General features: G+C 62.7%; 20 protein-coding genes, 1 tRNA gene and 1 pseudogene. 2 read left to right on the top strand and 20 right to left on the bottom strand.

Annotated features, from left to right (window positions below):
• Positions 1-39 precede the first annotated feature (39 nt).
• The 10 genes from ispG to trmJ form a co-directional block, all read right to left on the bottom strand.
• The gene (ispG, locus tag ACGLWX_RS17945; RefSeq protein WP_252106768.1) at positions 40-1,155 is read right to left on the bottom strand and encodes a flavodoxin-dependent (E)-4-hydroxy-3-methylbut-2-enyl-diphosphate synthase; all 1,116 of its coding nucleotides are present in this window, start codon (positions 1,153-1,155) and stop codon (positions 40-42) included.
• 8 nt (positions 1,156-1,163) lie between these two features.
• Positions 1,164-2,081: a RodZ domain-containing protein gene (locus tag ACGLWX_RS17940; protein ID WP_396241788.1), complete on the bottom strand. Its 918-nt coding sequence runs from the start codon at positions 2,079-2,081 to the stop codon at positions 1,164-1,166.
• A gap of 28 nt (positions 2,082-2,109) precedes the next feature.
• Positions 2,110-2,856, bottom strand: coding sequence for a type IV pilus biogenesis/stability protein PilW (gene pilW, locus ACGLWX_RS17935; RefSeq protein WP_396241786.1), 747 nt, complete (start codon positions 2,854-2,856; stop codon positions 2,110-2,112).
• A gap of 153 nt (positions 2,857-3,009) precedes the next feature.
• The gene (rlmN, locus tag ACGLWX_RS17930; protein ID WP_396241784.1) at positions 3,010-4,194 is read right to left on the bottom strand and encodes a 23S rRNA (adenine(2503)-C(2))-methyltransferase RlmN; all 1,185 of its coding nucleotides are present in this window, start codon (positions 4,192-4,194) and stop codon (positions 3,010-3,012) included.
• A 72-nt stretch (positions 4,195-4,266) separates the two neighbouring features.
• Entirely contained in the window at positions 4,267-4,692 is a 426-nt protein-coding gene (gene ndk, locus ACGLWX_RS17925; RefSeq protein WP_263584968.1) for a nucleoside-diphosphate kinase, read from the bottom strand.
• 143 nt (positions 4,693-4,835) lie between these two features.
• The gene (locus tag ACGLWX_RS17920) at positions 4,836-5,162 is read right to left on the bottom strand and encodes an iron-sulfur cluster assembly accessory protein (RefSeq protein ID WP_252106773.1); all 327 of its coding nucleotides are present in this window, start codon (positions 5,160-5,162) and stop codon (positions 4,836-4,838) included.
• Between the two features lie 50 nt (positions 5,163-5,212).
• On the bottom strand, positions 5,213-6,394 hold the full coding sequence (locus ACGLWX_RS17915) for an aminotransferase class V-fold PLP-dependent enzyme (RefSeq protein ID WP_396241782.1): 1,182 nt from the start codon (positions 6,392-6,394) through the stop codon (positions 5,213-5,215).
• A gap of 35 nt (positions 6,395-6,429) precedes the next feature.
• The gene (gene iscR / locus ACGLWX_RS17910; RefSeq protein WP_396241780.1) at positions 6,430-6,897 is read right to left on the bottom strand and encodes a Fe-S cluster assembly transcriptional regulator IscR; all 468 of its coding nucleotides are present in this window, start codon (positions 6,895-6,897) and stop codon (positions 6,430-6,432) included.
• Between the two features lie 136 nt (positions 6,898-7,033).
• A complete protein-coding gene (gene cysE, locus ACGLWX_RS17905) occupies positions 7,034-7,897 on the bottom strand; it encodes a serine O-acetyltransferase (RefSeq protein WP_396241778.1) in 864 nt (287 codons plus the stop codon).
• Between the two features lie 106 nt (positions 7,898-8,003).
• On the bottom strand, positions 8,004-8,756 hold the full coding sequence (trmJ, locus tag ACGLWX_RS17900; protein ID WP_396241776.1) for a tRNA (cytosine(32)/uridine(32)-2'-O)-methyltransferase TrmJ: 753 nt from the start codon (positions 8,754-8,756) through the stop codon (positions 8,004-8,006).
• A gap of 177 nt (positions 8,757-8,933) precedes the next feature.
• Here trmJ and ACGLWX_RS17895 point away from each other — a divergent pair, with 177 nt between their 5' ends.
• On the top strand, positions 8,934-9,728 hold the full coding sequence (locus tag ACGLWX_RS17895) for an inositol monophosphatase family protein (RefSeq protein WP_252106778.1): 795 nt from the start codon (positions 8,934-8,936) through the stop codon (positions 9,726-9,728).
• A 154-nt stretch (positions 9,729-9,882) separates the two neighbouring features.
• Here ACGLWX_RS17895 and secF read toward each other — a convergent pair whose 3' ends face one another.
• The 5 genes from secF to queA all read right to left on the bottom strand — a co-directional run bounded on the left by secF (position 9,883) and on the right by queA (position 15,459).
• Positions 9,883-10,809, bottom strand: coding sequence for a protein translocase subunit SecF (gene secF / locus ACGLWX_RS17890; protein WP_252106779.1), 927 nt, complete (start codon positions 10,807-10,809; stop codon positions 9,883-9,885).
• Positions 10,810-10,858: 49 nt separating this feature from the next.
• The gene (gene secD, locus ACGLWX_RS17885; protein ID WP_396241774.1) at positions 10,859-12,712 is read right to left on the bottom strand and encodes a protein translocase subunit SecD; all 1,854 of its coding nucleotides are present in this window, start codon (positions 12,710-12,712) and stop codon (positions 10,859-10,861) included.
• A 131-nt stretch (positions 12,713-12,843) separates the two neighbouring features.
• The gene (gene yajC, locus ACGLWX_RS17880) at positions 12,844-13,170 is read right to left on the bottom strand and encodes a preprotein translocase subunit YajC (protein WP_252106781.1); all 327 of its coding nucleotides are present in this window, start codon (positions 13,168-13,170) and stop codon (positions 12,844-12,846) included.
• An 82-nt stretch (positions 13,171-13,252) separates the two neighbouring features.
• Positions 13,253-14,389, bottom strand: a complete 1,137-nt coding sequence (gene tgt, locus ACGLWX_RS17875) for a tRNA guanosine(34) transglycosylase Tgt (protein ID WP_396241772.1) — start codon at positions 14,387-14,389, stop codon at positions 13,253-13,255.
• A gap of 38 nt (positions 14,390-14,427) precedes the next feature.
• On the bottom strand, positions 14,428-15,459 hold the full coding sequence (gene queA, locus ACGLWX_RS17870) for a tRNA preQ1(34) S-adenosylmethionine ribosyltransferase-isomerase QueA (RefSeq protein WP_396241770.1): 1,032 nt from the start codon (positions 15,457-15,459) through the stop codon (positions 14,428-14,430).
• A gap of 112 nt (positions 15,460-15,571) precedes the next feature.
• Between queA and ACGLWX_RS17865 the strand changes: the two genes are divergently transcribed.
• Positions 15,572-15,658 (top strand) — tRNA-Leu (locus tag ACGLWX_RS17865).
• Between the two features lie 469 nt (positions 15,659-16,127).
• Here ACGLWX_RS17865 and ACGLWX_RS17860 read toward each other — a convergent pair.
• The 5 genes and pseudogenes from ACGLWX_RS17860 to ACGLWX_RS17840 all read right to left on the bottom strand — a co-directional run.
• Positions 16,128-17,186, bottom strand: a complete 1,059-nt coding sequence (locus ACGLWX_RS17860; RefSeq protein WP_396241768.1) for a tyrosine-type recombinase/integrase — start codon at positions 17,184-17,186, stop codon at positions 16,128-16,130.
• A gap of 44 nt (positions 17,187-17,230) precedes the next feature.
• Positions 17,231-17,371: pseudogene (locus ACGLWX_RS17855) on the bottom strand (helix-turn-helix domain-containing protein); the annotation flags it as partial.
• Between the two features lies 1 nt (position 17,372).
• A complete protein-coding gene (locus ACGLWX_RS17850; protein WP_396241766.1) occupies positions 17,373-17,885 on the bottom strand; it encodes a hypothetical protein in 513 nt (170 codons plus the stop codon).
• Complete coding sequence (locus ACGLWX_RS17845; protein ID WP_396241764.1) at positions 17,882-18,349, bottom strand: hypothetical protein; 468 nt, start codon at positions 18,347-18,349, stop codon at positions 17,882-17,884. The genes ACGLWX_RS17850 and ACGLWX_RS17845 overlap by 4 nt, the downstream gene beginning before the upstream one ends.
• Positions 18,346-19,503, bottom strand: a 1,158-nt coding sequence (locus ACGLWX_RS17840) for a DNA cytosine methyltransferase (protein WP_396241762.1), incomplete at its 5' end; no start/stop codon positions are given. The genes ACGLWX_RS17840 and ACGLWX_RS17845, both read right to left, overlap by 4 nt.

Genomic DNA, 19,503 nt, shown 5'->3' with positions numbered 1-19,503 from the left:
TGTAAGCACGAAAAGCCAAGCTTTCCGTCTTGCGCGACGTTATACGCTTTTAGTGATAACGGCGTCTTGCTGCTGCTGTTTGAGGCGAACTTTTTCGCGGATCAGGGCTTCCAGGTCGTCGACCAGATGCTCGTTGCGAAGCTTGCTTGCGGGCTTGCCGTCGATATAGACGAGATTCGCCGGTGAGCCGCCGGTCAGGCCGATATCGGTCTCCTTGGCCTCGCCCGGACCGTTGACCACGCAGCCGATCACCGAGACGTCGAGCGGCGTCATGACGTCTTCCAAACGCTCTTCGAGCTGGTTCATGGTGTCGATGACGTCGAAATTCTGGCGCGAGCAGCTCGGGCAGGCGATGAAGTTGATGCCCTTGGCACGCAGCTTCAGGCTCTTGAGCATGTCGAAACCGACCTTGATCTCCTCGACCGGGTCAGCGGCCAGCGATACGCGAATGGTGTCGCCGATGCCGTCCATCAATAGCATCCCCAAGCCAATCGAGGATTTCACCGTGCCCGAGCGCAGCCCGCCGGCTTCGGTGATGCCCAAGTGCAGCGGCTGCTCGATGCGCGCGGCCAGATCGCGGTAGGCGGCGACCGCCATGAACACGTCCGAGGCCTTGACGCTGACCTTGAACTCCTGGAAGTCGAGCCGGTCGAGGTAGTCGATGTGACGCATGGCGGATTCCACCAGCGCCGCCGGGGTCGGCTCGCCGTACTTCTTTTGTAGATCCTTTTCCAGCGACCCTGCGTTGACGCCGATTCGAATCGGAATGCCGTGATCGCGGGCGGCGTTGACCACCGCCTTGACGCGGTCTTCGCGGCCGATGTTGCCCGGGTTGATGCGCAGGCAGTCAACGCCGAGTTCGGCCACGCGCAGCGCGATCTTGTAGTCGAAGTGGATGTCCGCGACCAGCGGCACGTCGACGCGCGCCTTGATGCGCCCGAAGGCCTCGGCGGCGTCCATGTCCGGTACTGAGACGCGCACGATGTCCGCACCGGCCTTTTCCAACTGCTGGATCTGGCCGACGGTGGCGTCGACGTCCAACGTGTTGGTGTTGGTCATGCTCTGAACGGCGATGGGGGCATCGCCGCCGACCGCGACCTTGCCGACGTGAATTTGACGAGAAGGGCGGCGCTTGATTGGAGAAGGGGCGTACATGGGACGGATCACTCTCCTAGAGTAAAGCGGGCAACGTTATTGGCACCGGCGCGCTGAGCGAGATCGACGGATTCGCCCATGTAGTCAAGCGTCACGCCGGTCGCGTTACCAATGGTGAGTCGAAAAGGCGGCTCGCCTTCAACCGTTGCCGTGGTGCCCGGCGTTTGCAGGCCCACGAATACGCGCTGGTTGTTGGCATCGAAAATTTCGGTCCAGGACTGCTCGGCGAAGCTCAGCTCGAGCGTATTGGCGTCGCCCTGGTTTTGCGCCTCGTTCAGCGCAAGCGCGGCGTCGATCGCGGTCTCGGAAAGTTCTACCGGCTCGGGCTCGGAGGCGGCCTCCAGCGCGGCGCTATCGTTGACGTCGGCGCCATTTGCCTGGCCGGTGGCCGCATCAGAGCTGGCCGGAGCGGAGGCCGGCGTGTCAGGCAGCGCTGCGTCTGTGCTTGCGGCGTCTAGCTGGCTCTGCTCTTCGGCGGTGGGCGCTGCCCCCATGCTCGGCGGCTCGCTGCCACCGCGGCTTTGCCACCACATCACCGTTACGCCGATCAGCCCGGCGATCACTAACAGCGTGACGAGCTTGAAAAGCCAGGCGCCGACGCGTGAAGGCGGGCGTGAGGTGGTGACCGGCGCCACCTTGCTCTCGGCTTCAGCGGTGCCAAAGTGCGCCTTGTAGGCGTCGAGCACTAGGTGTTCGTCCATACCTAAATACTTGGCGTAGGCGCGCAGATAACCGCGGCGGTAGGCGGCCACGGGAATTTCATCGTACTGGTCGCGCTCCAGACCCTCGACCACGGCGGGGCGCAAATTGAGCGCCCTTGCGGCGTCGGACAGTGCCACGCCGAGCTGTTCACGCTGATGGCTCAAAAGCTCGCCGGGTGAAGCGGTGGTGGTCGCGGTATTCTCGTGTAAATGCATGTCGCTCATGGCTGAGCATCCTTCAATAATTAGGTGATCAGGGGGCGCTTGCGGCCATCGACTGACGCTGATACTCGGCGGCGGCCTGTTCGTCGCCGCGGGCGCGGGCAACAGAAGCGGCCAGCGTCAGCGCCTGTCGATCCGGGCCTGCCAGCTGCAGATAACTTTGCAGTGGCGCCCAGGCGCGCTCGAAATTGCCCTGAGAAACTTCCAGTTCGGCTAACATTAAATACCCGCGCGGACTCCGCGGGTCGATACTTTGGGCGCGCGCAAAGCCCTCGCGTGCCCGGCTGACATCGTCGAGCGCCATGTAGCACTGCCCCAGGTTGGTGAAAAGCTGGGCGCGGTTGGCGTACTGGGCATCGGTCGATGCGATTTCAAGCTGTTCGCAGGCCTGGCGGTACTGGCCCTGCTGATATAAAAACGCCGCGTAGTTGTTACGCGCGCGAGTAAAGGAGGGGGCGGCGCTGACGGCCTGTTCAAAATAGCGGGTAGCCAGCTGAGTTTCGCCCTGCTGCTGATAGACCAGCGCCATACCTTGTAGCGCCTCGGCATGGCGAGGGTCGATTTCGATGGCGCGGTCGAGCGCGTTGAGCGCCCGGGACAGGTTGCCGCGCTCCAGATAAGCCACGCCTAGTTGGCTATAGGCGTCGGCGGCGTCCTGACCGGTTTGCTGCGAGGGCTCGGTGCCTTGCGTGGCGCACCCGGCGAGTATCAGGCTGCCCATTATAATGGACAGCACCGGTACTCGAAGGAAGCTAGTGCGCCTACCGTAGCCAATCATGGTCGCCCTCGTGAGTGAATGTTAACCCGCCGCCGTGGGCGCCGGTCCTTGATAAAACGGCAGCTTTCGCCGGCCCCGGGCAGTGATGTCGTCATTATGCCGGGTTAAAACAGGGTTCATCAAAGCGCTGTGTGAAACGGAAGTCAAGGCGCGTTAGTCGGCGTCGAGCTGGACCGACTGAATGTAGCGGGCGCTGCGCTTGGTGCGGTCTTTCACGCGACCCACCAGCTGCCCGCAGGCGGCATCGATGTCGTCGCCGCGGGTCATGCGCACGGTGGCGTTGTAGCCAAGATCATAAAGCCACTGCTGAAAGCGCATCACTTGGTTACGAGACGGCTTCTCGTAGCCGGAATTCGGGAACGGATTGAACGGGATCAGGTTGATCTTGCACGCGAGCTCTTTTAAGAGTTCGGCGAGCTGCTCGGCGTGTTCCTGCTGATCGTTCACATCCTTGATCAGGGTGTACTCGATGGTGACCTGCCGGTTCTCCGGGCACTTGGCGAGATAGCGGTGGCAGGCGTCCAGAAGCGAGCGGATGTTGTACTTGCGGTTGATCGGCACCAGCTCGTTTCTGAGCTCGTCGGTCGCCGCGTGCAGCGAGATCGCAAGGCTTACGTCGATCTCGTCGCCGAGTTTGTCGAGCATCGGGACCACGCCGGAGGTCGAGAGCGTGACCCGGCGCTTGGAGAGCCCGTAGCCGCTATCGTCGAGCATCAGCTTCATTGCCGGCACGACGTTGTCGAAGTTCAAAAGCGGCTCGCCCATGCCCATCATGACCACGTTGGTCACCGGACGATTGGCGGTGTCGCGGCGCGGACCAACACTTCTTTGGGCAACCCACACCTGGCCGATGATCTCGGCGGCGGTGAGGTTACGCTGAAAGCCTTGCTTACCGGTGGAGCAGAAGCTGCAGTCCAGCGAGCAGCCCACCTGCGACGACACGCAGAGCGTGCGCCGCTTGCCGTTTTCCGCCGGGATCAGCACCGTTTCCACGTAGCTGCCGTCTTCCACTTCGAGCACCCACTTGCGGGTACCGTCCGAGGAGGTGCCTTCGTAGACCACCGCCGGCCCACGGATTTCCGCCACCCGAGCGAGCTTTTCACGCAGCGCCTTGGAGAGGTTGGTCATCGCGGAAAAGTCGTCGATGCCTTCCTGGTGAATCCACTTCATCAGCTGGGCGGCGCGAAATTTCTTCTCGCCGATGGAGAGGAAAAACGCCTCCATCTGCGCGCGCGAAAGCCCCAGCAGGTTTTCCCGTGCCGGGGCGTTCGAGGCGCTCTGCGTGGATTGAGTGGCGGCATTCGCCTCGGGCGTGTGTTGGGCTACGGTGGTGGTCATGGCTCAGCGCTTGGAAAGGGCGGGGGCGAACCCCCGCGAAAATGGCCAGCAACGCGGTTCGAGTCGGCGCTTTTAGCGCGGGCAGATCTCGTCGTTGCCGAAGAAGTAGGCGATCTCGCGCTCGGCACTCTCGGCAGAGTCGGAGCCGTGAACGGCGTTGGCATCGATAGTTTCGGCGAAATCGGCGCGGATGGTGCCGGCTTCGGCTTCTTTCGGGTTGGTCGCGCCCATCAGGTCACGGTTTTTGGCGATGGCGCCTTCACCTTCGAGCACCTGTACGACGACCGGTCCGGAGGTCATGAAGCCGACCAGATCCTTGAAGAAGGGGCGCTCCTTGTGCTCAGCGTAGAAACCGCCGGCTTTCTCCTCACTAAGGTGCTGCATTTTGGCGGCCACGACCTTGAGGCCGGCCTTTTCGAAACGCGCGATGATTTCGCCAATCGCGTTCTTGGCAACGGCGTCGGGCTTGATGATGGACAGAGTGCGTTCGGTCGCCATGGTCTAACTCCTTTGAGGGTCTAAAACAGAAAGTGCCGCTTCTTGCGAAGCGGCGCACAAGGTGAACAAAAGCCGGTACGGAGCCCGCCCGGCAAAGTGGGCGCGATTATAGCGCCTCCCACCGGGGATGAATACCGATTCGGCTAAACGGTGAAGCTCTCGCCGCAGCCGCACTCGTCCTTGACGTTGGGGTTGTTGAAGCGAAAGTAGCGGTTGAGCCCTTCGCTAACGTAATCGACTTCACTGCCGTTGAGCATTGCCAGCGCTTCGGGGTCGACGAACACGCAGGCACCGTGCTCTTCAAAACGCACTTCGTCATCGAACGCTTCGTCGGCGAAGTCCAGCACGTAGCTGTAGCCCGAACAGCCGCTGGGTTTGACGGCAACGCGTAGGCCCAAGCCCTGACCGCGCTCGTCCAGCACGTGACGGATCTGTTTGGCGGCGTTTGGCGTAATCGTGAGGGTTGCCATTGGCATGCTCCTTGAAAGTGTCGGCCTTGAGTAGGGCAGTCCGATGAAGGTCAGTTCGAGGCTTGCGGGGTGCGAAGCCCGCCAAGCGCGTGACGAATCAGACCGAGCGCATGATCGATTTCGTGTTCGGTGGTAAAACGCCCGAAGCTAAAGCGCAGCGACGAGTGGGCCAGCGCCCGCGGCACGCCGATGCCAAGCAAAACGTAAGAGGGCTCCACGCTTGCCGAGTTGCACGCCGAGCCGGTCGATACCGCTAAATCGCGTAGTGCCATCAATAGCGCCTCGCCGTCCGCGCCTTCGAAAGCCACGTTGACGATGCTCGAAACGCCATGCTCGGCCGGCGAGTTGACGTGCACGCCACCGATAGCGGCAAGCCCGGCCAAAAAGCGCGCCTTGAGCGCATCGATATGGGGGCGATCGACCTCGCCGACCTTGCCCATCAGCGCAAACGCCTCGCCCATGCCGGCGATCTGATGGGTGGGCAGCGTGCCGGAGCGCATGCCGCGCTCGTGACCGCCACCGTGAATCAAGGCTTCGACACGAATATCCGGGTGGCGTTTCACATAAAGCGCGCCGATTCCCTTCGGCCCGTAGGCCTTGTGCGCCGAGAGCGACATCAAATCCACCTGCTGGGCGGCAACGTCAAGCTCGATACGCCCCACCGCTTGGGCGGCGTCAGTGTGAAACGCCGCGCCAAAGCCGTGGGCAACGTCAGCCAACGCCTTGAGATCGTTGACGGTACCAAGCTCGTTGTTGACCGCCATCAGCGACACCAGCGTGGTGTCGTCGCGAAGCGCGCGTTCGAGCTGCTCGGGGGTGACGCGGCCATCAGGCCCCGGGGTGAGCCAGGTGACCTCGAAACCCTCGCTTTCGAGCGCCCTGGCGGTATCCACCACCGCCTTGTGCTCGATGGTGGAGGTCACCAGATGCATGCCGCGTTCGCGGTTGGCGCGCATGAAGCCGGTCAGCGCCAGGTTGTCGGCCTCAGTGGCGCCGCTGGTCCAGACGATTTCTCGCGGGTCGGCGTTGATCAAATCGGCGACCTGGCGGCGCGCCTGCTCGACGGCCTGCTCCGCCTGCCAGCCAAGCATATGGCTACGCGAGGCCGGATTGGCGAACAGCTGATCCACCGTCAGATAGCGCTGCATGACCGCGGCCACGCGCTCGTCCACCGGCGTAGTGGCGGCGTAGTCCAGATAAACGGGGAGCGGGGGGGCGGAGGTTGTCGGCATGGTGTCCAGCGGCTAATCAAAGAGTAAAAAGGCGGTCATTGCGACGAGGCGAGAATGCTGGCATCGACGCGGTGGCGCTGACGGGTCGCCGTTTGCAGCACGTCCGGGCGCTTGGCGAGCTGGGCCAGCGTGACGTCATCGAGAAACTGACGTATCTGGTTCGAGAGCTCGCACCATAGATAGTGAGTTAAGCAGATATCGCCCTGTTGGCAATCCGACATGCCCTGGCAGCGCGTGGCGTCAACGCGCTCGTCGACCGCATCGATCACCTGAGAAACGCTGATATCGTCGAGCCCGCGGGCCAGCAGGTAGCCGCCGCCGGGGCCGCGCACGCTGGTGACCAGCCCCGCCCGGCGCAGTCTGGCAAAGAGCTGCTCGAGATAGGAGAGCGAAATTTCCTGACGTTTGGAGATATCGTTCAAACACGTCGGGCCCTGCTCGGCGTGCAGCGCCAGATCGAGCATCGCCGTCACGGCGTAACGGCCTTTGGTGGTCAAACGCATAGAGTATCCCGGTGCCGGTCATGAGCGCACGGACGAAAGTGTGGGACCATTATGGGAAATCCCGAGTACTTTGGTCAACTATTATGGCGCTCATGGCCCGCACGGCACGGGGCAGTCTAATAAAAGGGCTATCGAATCAGTGCCGAGGCGTGTCGCTCTCCGTACTGCTCGACGGTGCTCGCGAGGTGGCCGCGGCGTCAGCGCTCTCGCAACCCGGCGTAGGCTCGTCGAGCACTTCGGCGAAGTCTTCGCTGTTGAGCTCGGGAAGCTGGCCCTCCCGGTAGCCGGCGTCGAGCTTTTTGAGGGTGGCGCACATGCGCTCCAGGCGCCCATCCACGGCGTGCATGTGATCGAGCATCGCCTGCATCGAGCGGGCGACCGGGTCCGGCATGTCCTGGCTCACCCCGTAAGCGTCGAAGCCGAATTTCTGGCAGATCGCCTCGCGCCGGGCCGGGTCGACCTCGAGCGCTGCCTCTACATCCGGGTCCGGGCGCTGGACGATTTTGCCTGGAATACCCACGACCGTGGCGCCGGCGGGCACTTCCTTGGTGACCACCGCGTTGGAGCCCACCTTCGCGCCGGCACCGACGGTGAACGGCCCCAGAATTTTCGCCCCGGCGCCGACGATCACGCCGTCGCCTAAGGTCGGGTGACGCTTGCCCTTGTTCCAGCTGGTGCCGCCCAGGGTCACGCCTTGATACAGCGTGACGTTGTCACCGACCAGCGCGGTTTCGCCGATCACCACACCCATGCCGTGATCGATGAAAAAGCGCCGACCGATGGTCGCCCCCGGGTGGATCTCGATGCCGGTGAGCCAGCGCCCAAAGGTTGAAATGCTGCGCGCCAGCCACTTGAGGTTTTTCTTCCAGAGCCAGTGGGCGCCGCGGTGTAGCAGCAGCGCGTGAAGCCCTGGATAGTTGGTCAGCACTTCGAGAAAGTTGCGCGCCGCCGGGTCGCGGTCGAACACGCTGTTAATATCTTCACGCAAACGTTCAAACATGTAGGGTCCTTCGTCCAGGCGACGGCGCGGCGCTTCGAGTTCTAGCGTTAAGTTCTAACGTCAAGCTCTAACGTGGCCGCATTCGAATTCGAGTCTGACAGGTAGTTTAGCGCGCCTTGTCAGCGGCCGCTTTTTCTGTCGCGGTAAGCACGCCGCGCAGGATGCCCATCTCCATTTTCTCGATCCGGGCGCGTAGATAGAGTCTTCGAAGCCTTGCCATTAACTGGCGCGGCTTGTCCGGGTCGTGAAAGTCGATCGCGATCAGCGTGCGCTCCAGGTGCTCGAAGTAGCGCTCGAGCTCCTCGTGCGTAGCGAGCTCGGCCTCGGTATCCGCGTCGCTCTCGGAAGGCGCACTTTGCTGGCCGTCGAGCCAGGCCAGGCGACACTCGTAGGCCACGACCTGCACCGCCGCGGCCAGGTTCAGCGAGCTGAAATCCGCGTTGGTGGGAATATGCACGTGGGCGTGGCAGCGCTGAAGCTCGGCGTTGGTCAGCCCGCTGTCCTCGCGGCCGAACACCAGCGCCACGCGGGCGCTGTCGGCCCGGCACTCGTTGGAAAGCCGGCCACCGAGCTCGCGCGGGGTGAGCATCGGCCAGGGGAGGGTGCGCGAGCGGGCGCTGGCGCCCACGGCCAGGGTGGCATCCGCCACCGCCTCTTCCAGGGTCTCGACCACCTGGGCGCTGTGCAGCAGGTGATCCGCGCCGGAGGCGCGCGAAATGCTCTCTTGGGTGATCACTTCGCAGCGTGGCGCGACAAGACGTAAATCCGCCAGGCCCATGTTGTGCATGGCCCGGGCCACGGCGCCGATATTGCCGGGATGGCTGGTGCCGATAAGAACGATGCGAATGCGCTCAAGCATGAAAAGGCTCGGTAATGATGAAAACGCGCAGTTTAGCATGAGTCGATAGCAAGCCCGAGGGGGCTCTGTTAGAATTGCGCGCCAAAGGTTCGCCCACCCGATTTTTACCTGGAATCGTTACCTGGCTTTATCCGGGCGGCCCACCGTTCTTTAACATCACTGTGACAAGGTTTGATCATGAATCCGATGGTCCAGTTTGCGCTGCGCGCCGCGCGTGGCGCCGCCGAACAATTTTTACGCGTTCGCGAACGTATCGAAAACGCCCACGAGGAATCCAGCCTCGAGCGCCTGTTGGAAGATACCGCACGCAAGGCCGAAGCCACGATCGTGCACCAGCTCGAGCGCGGCTACCCGCAGCACGGCGTGACCGGTCGCTACACCCCTCATAAAGCGGGCGAAGGCGACGGGGCCGAGACCCTTTGGAAGATTGAACCGTTTCACGGCTACTCCAACGTATCCGTGGCGGGTAAAGGCTTTGCACTCACGGTGGTGTGTCTGATCAAGGGGCGGCCCGAGCACGCCGTCATCATCGCGCCCTTCGGCGACGACGAGTACATCGTCAGCCGCGGCAGCGGCGCCCAGCACAACGACAAGCGTATGCGCGTGAGCAAGTCCACCGCGCTCCCCGGTACCCGCATGGCGATGAGCCTGCCGCCCTCCTGGCTGCGTGAGGCGCACCTGCCGGCGTACCTGAGCGTCGCGCAGCACATCGCTCCGCAAACCGATACCCTGATCGCCACCGGCAGCGGGCTGCTGGATATCTGCGAGCTCGCCTGCGGGCGCGTCGATAGCGCCTTCGTGTTGGGGCTCGAAGAGCAGGACCTTCAGGTCGGCACGCTGCTGTTGAAAGAAGCCGGCGCGCTGATCGGTACCCTGCAAGGCCAGCCCTCGGTCAAGCCCGAAGGCCAGCTGATGGCCGCCGGCCCCCGCCTTTACAAGGCGCTGATCAAGCAGCTGGCGCCGCACGTTTGATGTGAGTGAATCCTGCTTCGTGGTTAGTAAGTGGTGAGTAGCAAGTAGCGAGTAAAATGAGTAATGAGTAGTAAGTAACGAGCGATAAAAAGCCCCTGCCGGTTACCCGGCAGGGGCTTTTTTGTGACTCGAAAGCCCGTGGTTGAAAAGCGCCCTAAGGCAGCTCCTCTTCCTCTTCATCGAGTGCTTTCTTCGTCGGGATCAAATCCTCGCGCGAGAGCTTCAGCGGCAGCAGCAGCGCCCCGGAGATGTAGATCGAGGAGAAGGTGCCCACGCCGATGCCGATCAGAAGCGCGATGGCGAAGTTCTGAATCATGTCGCCGCCGAGGACCAGCAGCGCCAGCAGCACGAGGATCGTGGTGCCGGAGGTCGCCAGCGTCCTGGAGAGCGTGGCGTTGATCGCTTCGTTGAAGATTTGCGGCATGTCGTCGATGCGCGAGGTGCGAATCGACTCGCGAATGCGGTCGTACACCACGATCGTATCGTTGAGCGAGTAGCCGATGACCGCCAGGATCGCTGCCAGTACCGTCAAGTCGAAGTCGAGCTGGAACAGCGCGAAGACGCCGACCACGATGATGACGTCGTGAATCAACGCCAAAAGCGCGCCGAGGGCGAACTTGTACTGAAAGCGCAGCGCAACGTAGAGCATGACCACGCCGAGCGCAACCATCAGGCCCATGCCGCTCTGGTCACGCAGCTGATCGCCCACTTGGGCGCCGACGAACTCGGCGCGTACCAGGTCGACGCTTTCGCCGCTTTCACGCAGCAGGTTGACGACGCTGGTGCCCACGTCCGGGTCGAAAGCCTGCTGCAGGCGAATCAGCACCTCGGTGGAGGCGCCGAAGGTTTGCACCGAGACGTCCTGGAAGCCGCTGTTTTCCAGCAGTTGGCGCACGGCGTCGAGCGACGGCGCGGCGCCATAGCGCACTTCGATCAGCGTGCCGCCGGTGAAGTCCAGGCCAAGGTTCAGCGAAAGCGCGGCGATGGCGATGATCGACACGACCAGCATGACGGCGGAGGCGATGAACGCCATGTTCCGCCGACCCATGAAGTCGATGTTCAGATGCGATAGGGGTTTCATGACCACCTCTTGAAGTCGGGGCGAAGCGCGAGGATCGAAAGCATGTCGATTAGATCCATAGCTTTTTAACGGGCTTGCTGCCGTAGGTCAGGTTGACCATGGCGCGCGTCACCATCAGTGCGGTGAACATCGACGTCAAAATACCGATCGAGAGCGTCACGGCAAAGCCTTTCACCGGCCCGGTTCCGATCGAGAACAGGATCACCGCCACCAGCAGGGTGGTGATGTTGGCATCGACGATCGACGTGAAGGCGCGCTCGTAGCCGGCGTGAATGGCCTGCTGGATCGAGAGCCCATTCTTGAGCTCCTCGCGGATGCGCTCGAAGATCAGCACGTTGGCGTCCACCGCCATACCGAGCGTAAGCACGATACCGGCAATGCCGGGAAGCGTAAGCGTGGCGCCCAGCATCGACATCACCGCGACCAGCAGCGTCAGGTTCAGCCCCAGCGCGACGGTGGCGAACACGCCGAAGACCTTGTAGCGGGCGAGCATGAACAGCACGACCAGCAAAAGACCCAGCTGTACCGACAAAAGCCCACGCTCGATGTTCTCGGCGCCTAGGCTTGGGCCGATGGTGCGCTCCTGCACGAAGTAGATGGGCGCGGCCAGCGAGCCTGAGCGCAGCAGCAGCGCAAGCTCGCCGGCTTCGGTGGGGGAGTCGAGCCCGGTAATACGGAAGCTGTTGCCCAGCGCGCTCTGGATGGTGGCCAGACTGATCAGCCCGCGCTCGGTGTAGGGCTCGCGTTCGATGGTCTGCTCGCCGGTTTCCGGGTCGGTGACCACCGTGTCTTCGCTCTTGTGCTCGATGAACAGCACCGCCATGTTGCGCCCGATGTTGGTGCGCGTGGCGCGGTTCATCAGCGTACCGCCGGTGCCGTCCAGGTTGATGTTGACCTGGGGGCGGCCGTTTTCGTCGAAGCTGTTGCTGGCGCTCGAAACGCTGTCGCCGGTAATGATCACATCGCGCATCAGTTGGGCGCTGCGGCCGTCGTTGTTACGAAACCCGAAGCTTTCGGTTTCCATGTCCGGCGTGTCGTTGCGCGCTTCCAGGCGGAACTCCAGGTTGGCGGTGGCGCCGACAATGCGCTTGGCAGCCACGGTGTCCTGAATGCCCGGCAGCTCCACCACGATCTGGTTCGGCCCCTGGCGCTGCACCATCGGCTCCGCCACGCCCAGCTCGTTGACCCGGTTACGCAGCGTGGTCAGGTTCTGGTTGATGGCGTAGTCCTGAATTTCGCTGACGACCTGGTCGCTGAGCGTCATGGCCAGGCTCGCCGAACGGCCGCTGCCGTTGCTGGCGTAGTCGAAGTCAGGGAATTCGCGGCTGATCAGCCGGCGGGCGTCGTCGCGGTCTTCCGAGCTTGCAAAATCGAGCGACAGGGTTTGGCCGTTGATCTCGGTATTGCGATAGCGAATACGCTCGCCGCGCAGAAGCTCGCGCATGGCGCTGGCGTTGACTTCCAGGCGCTGGGTGATCGCCGCGTCCATGTCCACTTCCAAAAGGAAGTGCACGCCGCCGCGTAGATCCAGCCCCAGGGTCATCGGCGAGGCGGAGAACGCCTGCAGCCAGCCCGGGGTGGCATCGGCCAGGTTCAGCGCCACGGTGGCATCGCCACCCAGCACCTCGGTTGCCGCGTCGCGGGCGTCGAGCTGGTCGTCGTCGTTTGCCAGGCGAATCAGCCACTGGCCGTTCTCCTGCTCGACGCCGGTGACGTCGATATCGCGCTCATCGAGGGCATCGCGCACGCGGGAAACGTCGCGCTCGCTCAGCGCATCGCCTTGGGCGCTACTAATCTGAATGGCGGGATCGGCGGGAAATAAGTTGGGAAGCGAATAGATAAGGCCAACGATCAAAACGACCAGTATCAGCAGATACTTCCACAGGGGGTAACGGTTGAGCATGTAAGCCCTGCCTTCAATGACATACGGAATTGCCGTACGCGGGCAGCCCGCGTACGGCAACGTTTACCATCATCGACCATCTCACCCGTGCCGGGGTGGCTGGCACGTGTCGGCAGGGTGGGGCGCGAAGATTAGATGGACTTGATAGTGCCCTTGGGCAGTACCGCGGCCACGGCGTTTTTCTGCACGTTCACTTCGGTGCCTTCGGACACTTCAAGGGTCAAAAATTCGTCGCTGACCTTGGTGACGCGACCGACCAGACCGCCGCCGATGACCACTTCATCGCCTTTATCCAGGCTGGTGACCAGCTGCTTGTGCTGCTTGGCGCGTTTGGCCTGCGGGCGCCACAGCAGGAAGTAGAAAATCAGTACGAAACCGACCAGCATGACGATTTGGGCAATACCGCCGCCGCCGGCGGCACCTTCGGCATGCGCCGGGGAGATGAAGAAATCCAGCATCGAGCGAACTCCTGGGTTATGTGTTAATGGGTTAATTGTTAATGGGTAAAGCGGTCAGACCACCCGCCAGGGCGAGTGGCGATCAATTCGCAAGCGGTGGCACGGGCAGGCCGCGCTGGGCATAAAAGCCTTCCACAAAGGCGGTCAATGTACCCGCTTCGATTGCCGCGCGCAAATCCGCCATGACCCGCTGATAAAAGCGCAGGTTATGGATTGTATTGAGCATCGAACCGAGCATTTCATTGCAGCGATCCAGGTGGTGCAGGTAGCTGCGCGAGAAGTTTTGGCAGGTGTAGCAGTCGCACTCGTCATCGAGCGGGCGGGTGTCATGACGGTGCGTGGCGTTACGAATTTTGACGGTGCCGGTTGCGACGAACAGGTGGCCGTTTCGCGCGTTACGCGTCGGCATCACGCAGTCGAACATGTCCACGCCCCGGCGTACGCCTTCGACCAGATCCTCGGGCTTGCCCACGCCCATCAAATAGCGCGGTTTGTCATCCGGCATCCAAGTCGGCAGATAGTCGAGCACCTTGATCATCTCTTCCTTGGGCTCGCCGACGGAGAGCCCGCCAATCGCCAGCCCGTCAAAGCCGATCTCCATCAACCCCTTCAACGAACGCTCGCGAAGCTCGGGGTGCATGCCGCCCTGAATGATGCCGAACAGCGCCGAGGGCGAGTCACCGTGGGCATCGCGGGAGCGCTTGGCCCAGCGAAGCGAAAGCTCCATGGATTTCTCGGCTTCCTCAAACGTTGCCGGGTAGGGCGTGCACTCGTCAAAAATCATCACCACGTCGGAGCCCAGCGAGCGCTGCACCGCCATCGACTCTTCCGGGCCCATGAACACCTTGCTGCCATCCACCGGCGAGCGAAAATGCACACCCTGCTCGGTGATCTTGCGCATCTCACCCAGTGAAAAGACCTGGAAGCCGCCGGAGTCGGTGAGAATCGGTTTGTCCCACTGAGCGAAGTCGTGCAGGTCGCCGTGGGCCTCGATCACCTCCGTGCCCGGGCGCAGCCACAGGTGAAAAGTGTTGCCCAGAATGATTTCGGCACCGATCTCTTTTACCGATTCCGGCGTCATGCCCTTGACGGTGCCGTAGGTGCCCACCGGCATAAAGGCCGGGGTTTCGACGTTGCCGCGGGGGAAGTGAAGGCGGCCCCGGCGCGCGCGGCCGTCCTCGGCCAGGCGCTCGAAGCGCATAAAGCATTCGTTTCGCATGTCTAGACTCGTATCTGAATTCGTTGAGGCGGCCGCGATCAGCGCGTCAGCAGCATGGCGTCGCCGTAGCTGAAGAAGGCGTAGCGCTCGCTGACCGCTTCCCGGTAGGCGCGCTGGATGTTGTCAAAACCCGCGAAGGCGGACACCAGCATCAATAGCGTCGACTCCGGCAGGTGGAAGTTGGTGATCAGCGCATCCACGCAGCGCCACTCGTAGCCCGGGTAAATGAAGATGTCGGTATCGCCGCTGTAAGGGGCGATCTGACCGTCCGCACTTTCCCGGCAGGCGCTCTCCAGGCAGCGCACGCTGGTGGTGCCCACGGCGATCACGCGCCGGCCCGCCTGTTGCGCGTCGCGCACCTTTTTACAGGCCTCTTCGCCCACCTCGATCCACTCGCTGTGCATGTGGTGCTCGAGAATGTTGTCCACCCGCACCGGCTGAAAGGTGCCCGCGCCGACGTGCAGGGTGACGAAGGCGCTCTCCACGCCCTTGGCCTTGAGCGCGTCCAGCAGCGGCTGGTCAAAGTGCAGCCCCGCGGTGGGCGCAGCCACCGCGCCGTCGCGACGGGCGTAGACGGTCTGGTAACGCTCGCGGTCACTGAGTTCGTCGTCGCGAGTGATGTAAGGCGGCAGCGGCATGTGGCCGTGCGCTTCCAAAAGCGCGATCATCGGCGTCTCGCCTAAAAAGCGCAGCTCAAAGAGCGCGTCGCGGCGGCCTTCCACCACGGCGTGAATGCCGCCTTCGAAGATCAGCTCGGTGCCGGGTTTGGGCGACTTGCTCGAACGCAGGTGCGCCAGGCCCCGGTGGGCATCGAGCGGGCGCTCCAGCAGCATTTCCACCTTGCCGCCGCTGGCTTTCTGGCCGTGCAGGCGGGCGGGAATCACGCGGGTGTCGTTGAACACCAGCAGATCGCCGGGTTCCAAAAGCTCGAGAAGATCGGTGAAGCGGCGGTGGTCGATGGCGCCGTCCTGGCCGCTTAGACACAGCAACCGGCAGTCGCTGCGCTGCTCGGAGGGGTAACGAGCGATCAGCTCTTCGGGTAGCTCGAAATGAAAGTCCGCGCGCTGCATTAAAGGGCTCTTGTGGGTGGTCGAACAGGCGCCCTAGGATAGCGCTTTCACGCGATAAAGTCAGTCGATGTGATTGACCCGGCAGCGATTCTCCGTATAATGCCCAGCCATTGCCGGTGTGGCGGAATTGGTAGACGCAGCGGATTCAAAATCCGCCGCTGTAACAGGCGTGCCAGTTCGAGTCTGGCCACCGGTACCACTTTAGAATTAGGGGCTTAGGCCCCTTTTTTTATGCCCTGCGTTTGGTCTTTCTCGACCTGTTGCGACCGCTGGTCGCGTTTTGGTCGCATCCCACACTGATTAATCTGGACGATCTAGCTAGGTACGACGCAGCATATGACGTACTCTAGGTCATAAGTATTTCCGTCTATATCTTTCCAGCGATCTCCAGTGAAATGGAGGGGCTCTCCATTCTCCAGCTCGACTTCAACTAACCCAGGCTCCCGCACCCAGCCTGCAATCACATCGACTAGAGAGCAGTGTTCCCAACGGGTTACGGTGACGCTGACGCCATTTACTCTGGCAGAAATACGACTTTCAATAGTTGTATCTACTCGAGAGGGGTTTAGGAGGATCTCGCTACTAATATCATCTGCACGGGAAGCATTGGTGATGCACCTCTTTTCCCATTCTGTTAGTTCATCATACTGCAGCATATTGATTCCTCGTTAATGTGTAATAGCTGGCCGCTCTAACGCCACTTGCTGCTGCTCTCCCAGCGGCTGCAAAAAATTCGGCATCTTCCCGCCGATCTCGTCCAGGCTGCCGGCGAACATGTGCGCGTAGCGGCTGGTGACCAGCAGGCTGGAGTGGCCGAGCAGATCGCGCACCGTCGTCATGTTCTCGCCGGACTGAGCGAGCAAACTGGCGTAACTGTGGCGCAGGTCGTGAAACCGTAGGTCGGGCTTGCCGATCGCCGCCCGGGCATCTTCCCACGCCGTGCGCACCCGTCGCTCGGCGACCTTGCGTGGTACGCCGTCGAAAAACGGCAACATCGTCGCGAGCCATTCCTGGGCGAATTGCGGCACCGGCACCACGCGGGCCTTGCCGCTCTTCGTCTGGTTCGCTCTCAGTAATACCCGCCCCTGGCTATAGTTGCTCGGCTCGAGGCCCAGCAGTTCCCCGCGCCGTAAGCCGGTAACCGCCGCGACGGCACAGATGATCTTCTCTTCGCTCCGCCTATCCGGTATCGCCTCGAGCAGCCGCTTCAAATCGCCCGGGGTGGGGTAGGTGTGCCGCTCGTTCTTGGGGTTGGGCTTTTTGAGCTTGTCACCCAAGGGCTGATCAATCCACTCCCATTCCCGGTACGCCAGGTTGAGCACGCGCTTCACCACCTGCACGTGGTTATTGATCGTGCTTTGAGCCCGCCCTTTTTGCTTGAGCTCCCGCGCCATCTTCCGGCCCTTATCGACCGTCTCAATGCCCAGCATCACGTCAGGCCCCATGTACTCGACCACGGGGCCGATCGCTTTCAACTGGCTCGTGACGTCGTACTCGTCCATCCAGCGCGACACGCCCTCAAGGAACGTGCGGCGCTCCTTCCTGCCCATGACCTCGCCGTTAAAGCGCGCGTCATTAAGCGCTACTTGCCGAGCGGCTGCGTATTCGTCGGCTTCCCGTTTGCCCGCCTTAGTGCCGTCAAACGTGCATTGATGTCGCCGACCGTTGTGCGTTTCCGTGACGACCCACTTGTCGCGGTTCGCGCGGTATCTGACTGTGATTCCCATTGGCGTTCCTCATCGTGCTGAGGGCCGCGCTTGCGGCTCTGAGCGTACCGCTCTACGTCGTCGCGCTCAAATCGAATGTTTTTGCCCAGGCCGAGATAGCCGATGCGGCTCTTGTTGGCGTAGACCCAGCTGGCGCTAACGCCGAGCAGCTCGGCTACGGCTTCCGGAGTGAGTAGGGGCTGCATATCAATCTCCCGTATATCGCTGGCCGCCCGGGGCGTGCCCCGGCTTGCCGCGCCATTCCTGTTCCTGCTGCGCGATACTGTCGTCGATGCGCTTCTGACGCTCACGATCGACCCATTCGCGAGCGCCCGGGTAGTCGGCGATCGCGCGCAGCTGCTCGAGCTCGGCGCGCTGGCACTCGATGATGTTGCCGGCAACGGTGGCGAGCTCCCATAGGTCGGTCGCCGCCTCGCCGTCAACGCGAACCTTTCCCAGGCCGTAGCAGTGCCCGCACGGCCGATCCCGGTTGCCCTTGATGTGGTCGTAGCCGGTGCCCAGGCAAATGGGGCAGTCGTCGGACTCCAGGTACCGCCAGTTGTCGAGCCAGTCGCGTTGCGTGGTAGCGCTGATAATGCTGCGGTCGAGATCCTCGTAAACGATGATCCAGTCGCCGTCGAGCGGTCCGGTGCCCTGGTGCTGCTGAATCTCGGCGTATTTGCCGCCGAGCGTGCGGTGGGTATGGGTGGGCTGGGTCATTTATCCCCCGGGGCAGGCAGTAGCGGCGGCATGGTGCCGGTGTCGTATGCGGTTTTGACCTGCGGCAGCATCCAGCCGCCGACGGTGCCGCCGTTGGGCAGCACAATGTGGGCGAGGAACTCTTCCTCGAACTCGGTGATACCGGACTCGACGGCCTCCAGCTTGGCTTTGATGACCAGGGCGAGCGCCCGCCACCGTTGCCGGCAGGCCTGCTCCCACGCCTTGGCGGCTTGTGCGGGCGCCCGGTCGCGCCCGGTTTCGGTTTGCGTGAACGCGGTGCTATTACGGTCGGGCATGTCGAGGTTGAAGCGCACGCGGCGGCCGTTCATCTGGAACGCCATCACCGCGGTGGCGCCGTCCCAGCCGTACATGAAACCGCTGGCGCCGTAGCGGGAGACGGTTTGCTCGATCTCGGCGCGGCTGCGCTCGCTCGAGACGCTGGTGTTTTCTGCGTAGCGGGTCATGCCGCCTCCCCAAGCGGCATAAACCGCCGTTCGTGTGTGAAATTCGCCTCGACGATGGCGCGGGCCAGCGGCGGGCATACGCTGTTGCCGATCAATCGAACCTGTTTGCTCTTCGCCAGCGGCTGACCGTCGATCTTGGCGAAGCGGTAGGTGTCCGGAAAGCCTTGAGCGGCCGCGAGCTCGTGGGGCTGGAGCATGCGCATGCCGATGTCGACGATGATGTACTGCTCCCCGTCGATCATGACCATGGGCAACTGGTGGCCACCGGCATACGGTGCTAGAAAAGCGGCGGTCAGGTAGGCGTGCGTGGTGCTGGCGCAGATTGTGTTGAGCGGCTGGCGCGCATCGATCGCGCTGCGCTGGCTGCCCTTCATGTTGATCATAAAGGCGCTCACCACGGCGTCGTGGTCGGTGGTGGTGACCGTCGGCAGGGGCTGGCGCAGATCAGCGCCGACCACGCCGGTGTAGTGCTTGGCCAGAAACGCCGCCACCAGCGCATGCTTGGAGCCACCAGCCACGACCGTGCCCAGCGGCTTTTGCAGGTCGAGGCATCGGGGCGCTTGACCGTCGCGCTCGCCGTAGCCGGTTTGCACGAGGGTAGGGGCGACGATGGCATACCCGGGGGCCGTGGTGATCGTCTGTAGCGGCTGTTCGAGCGACTGCCCTCGGAAGGGTGTGTAGTTCGCCGCAGTGTGGTTGAGCTTGACCAAATAGGGCGTCACGATGCCGTGCGCATCATGCGCCGCGGTGATCGTCTTCATCGGCTCCTGCATGCCTTGGCCGCGAAAGCCAGCGCCGCCGTGGTTGCAGGTCACGATGAACGGCTGCTGGTGCTCGAGCACGTAGCGCTGAACGCCCTTCCGGATCCGGTTGAGCGTTGCCTCGGCCAGCGGCTTCTTGCGCCCGAAAATTGAGGGGCAGGGCAGCGACCAGTCGATGCACTCCGCCGCGGTGCGCCAAGGCTTGAGCTTGCGGCGCTGGACGGCCGGTACGCGCGGGTCGGCGTGCGTGGGCTTCGGCCACACGATCGGCAGGCCGTCGCGCCGGGCAATCAGGAACAGGCGCCGGCGGATGGTGGGCGTGCCGTAGTCGCAGGCGCGCAGGGTCTGCCAATCGACCTGGTAGCCGTGACGTTTCAGGCAGCTGACAAAGCC

The organism is Halomonas sp. HMF6819, from assembly GCF_044335525.1.
GTDB lineage: Bacteria > Pseudomonadota > Gammaproteobacteria > Pseudomonadales > Halomonadaceae > Vreelandella.
This window is presented reverse-complemented; position numbering and strand designations above follow the sequence as displayed.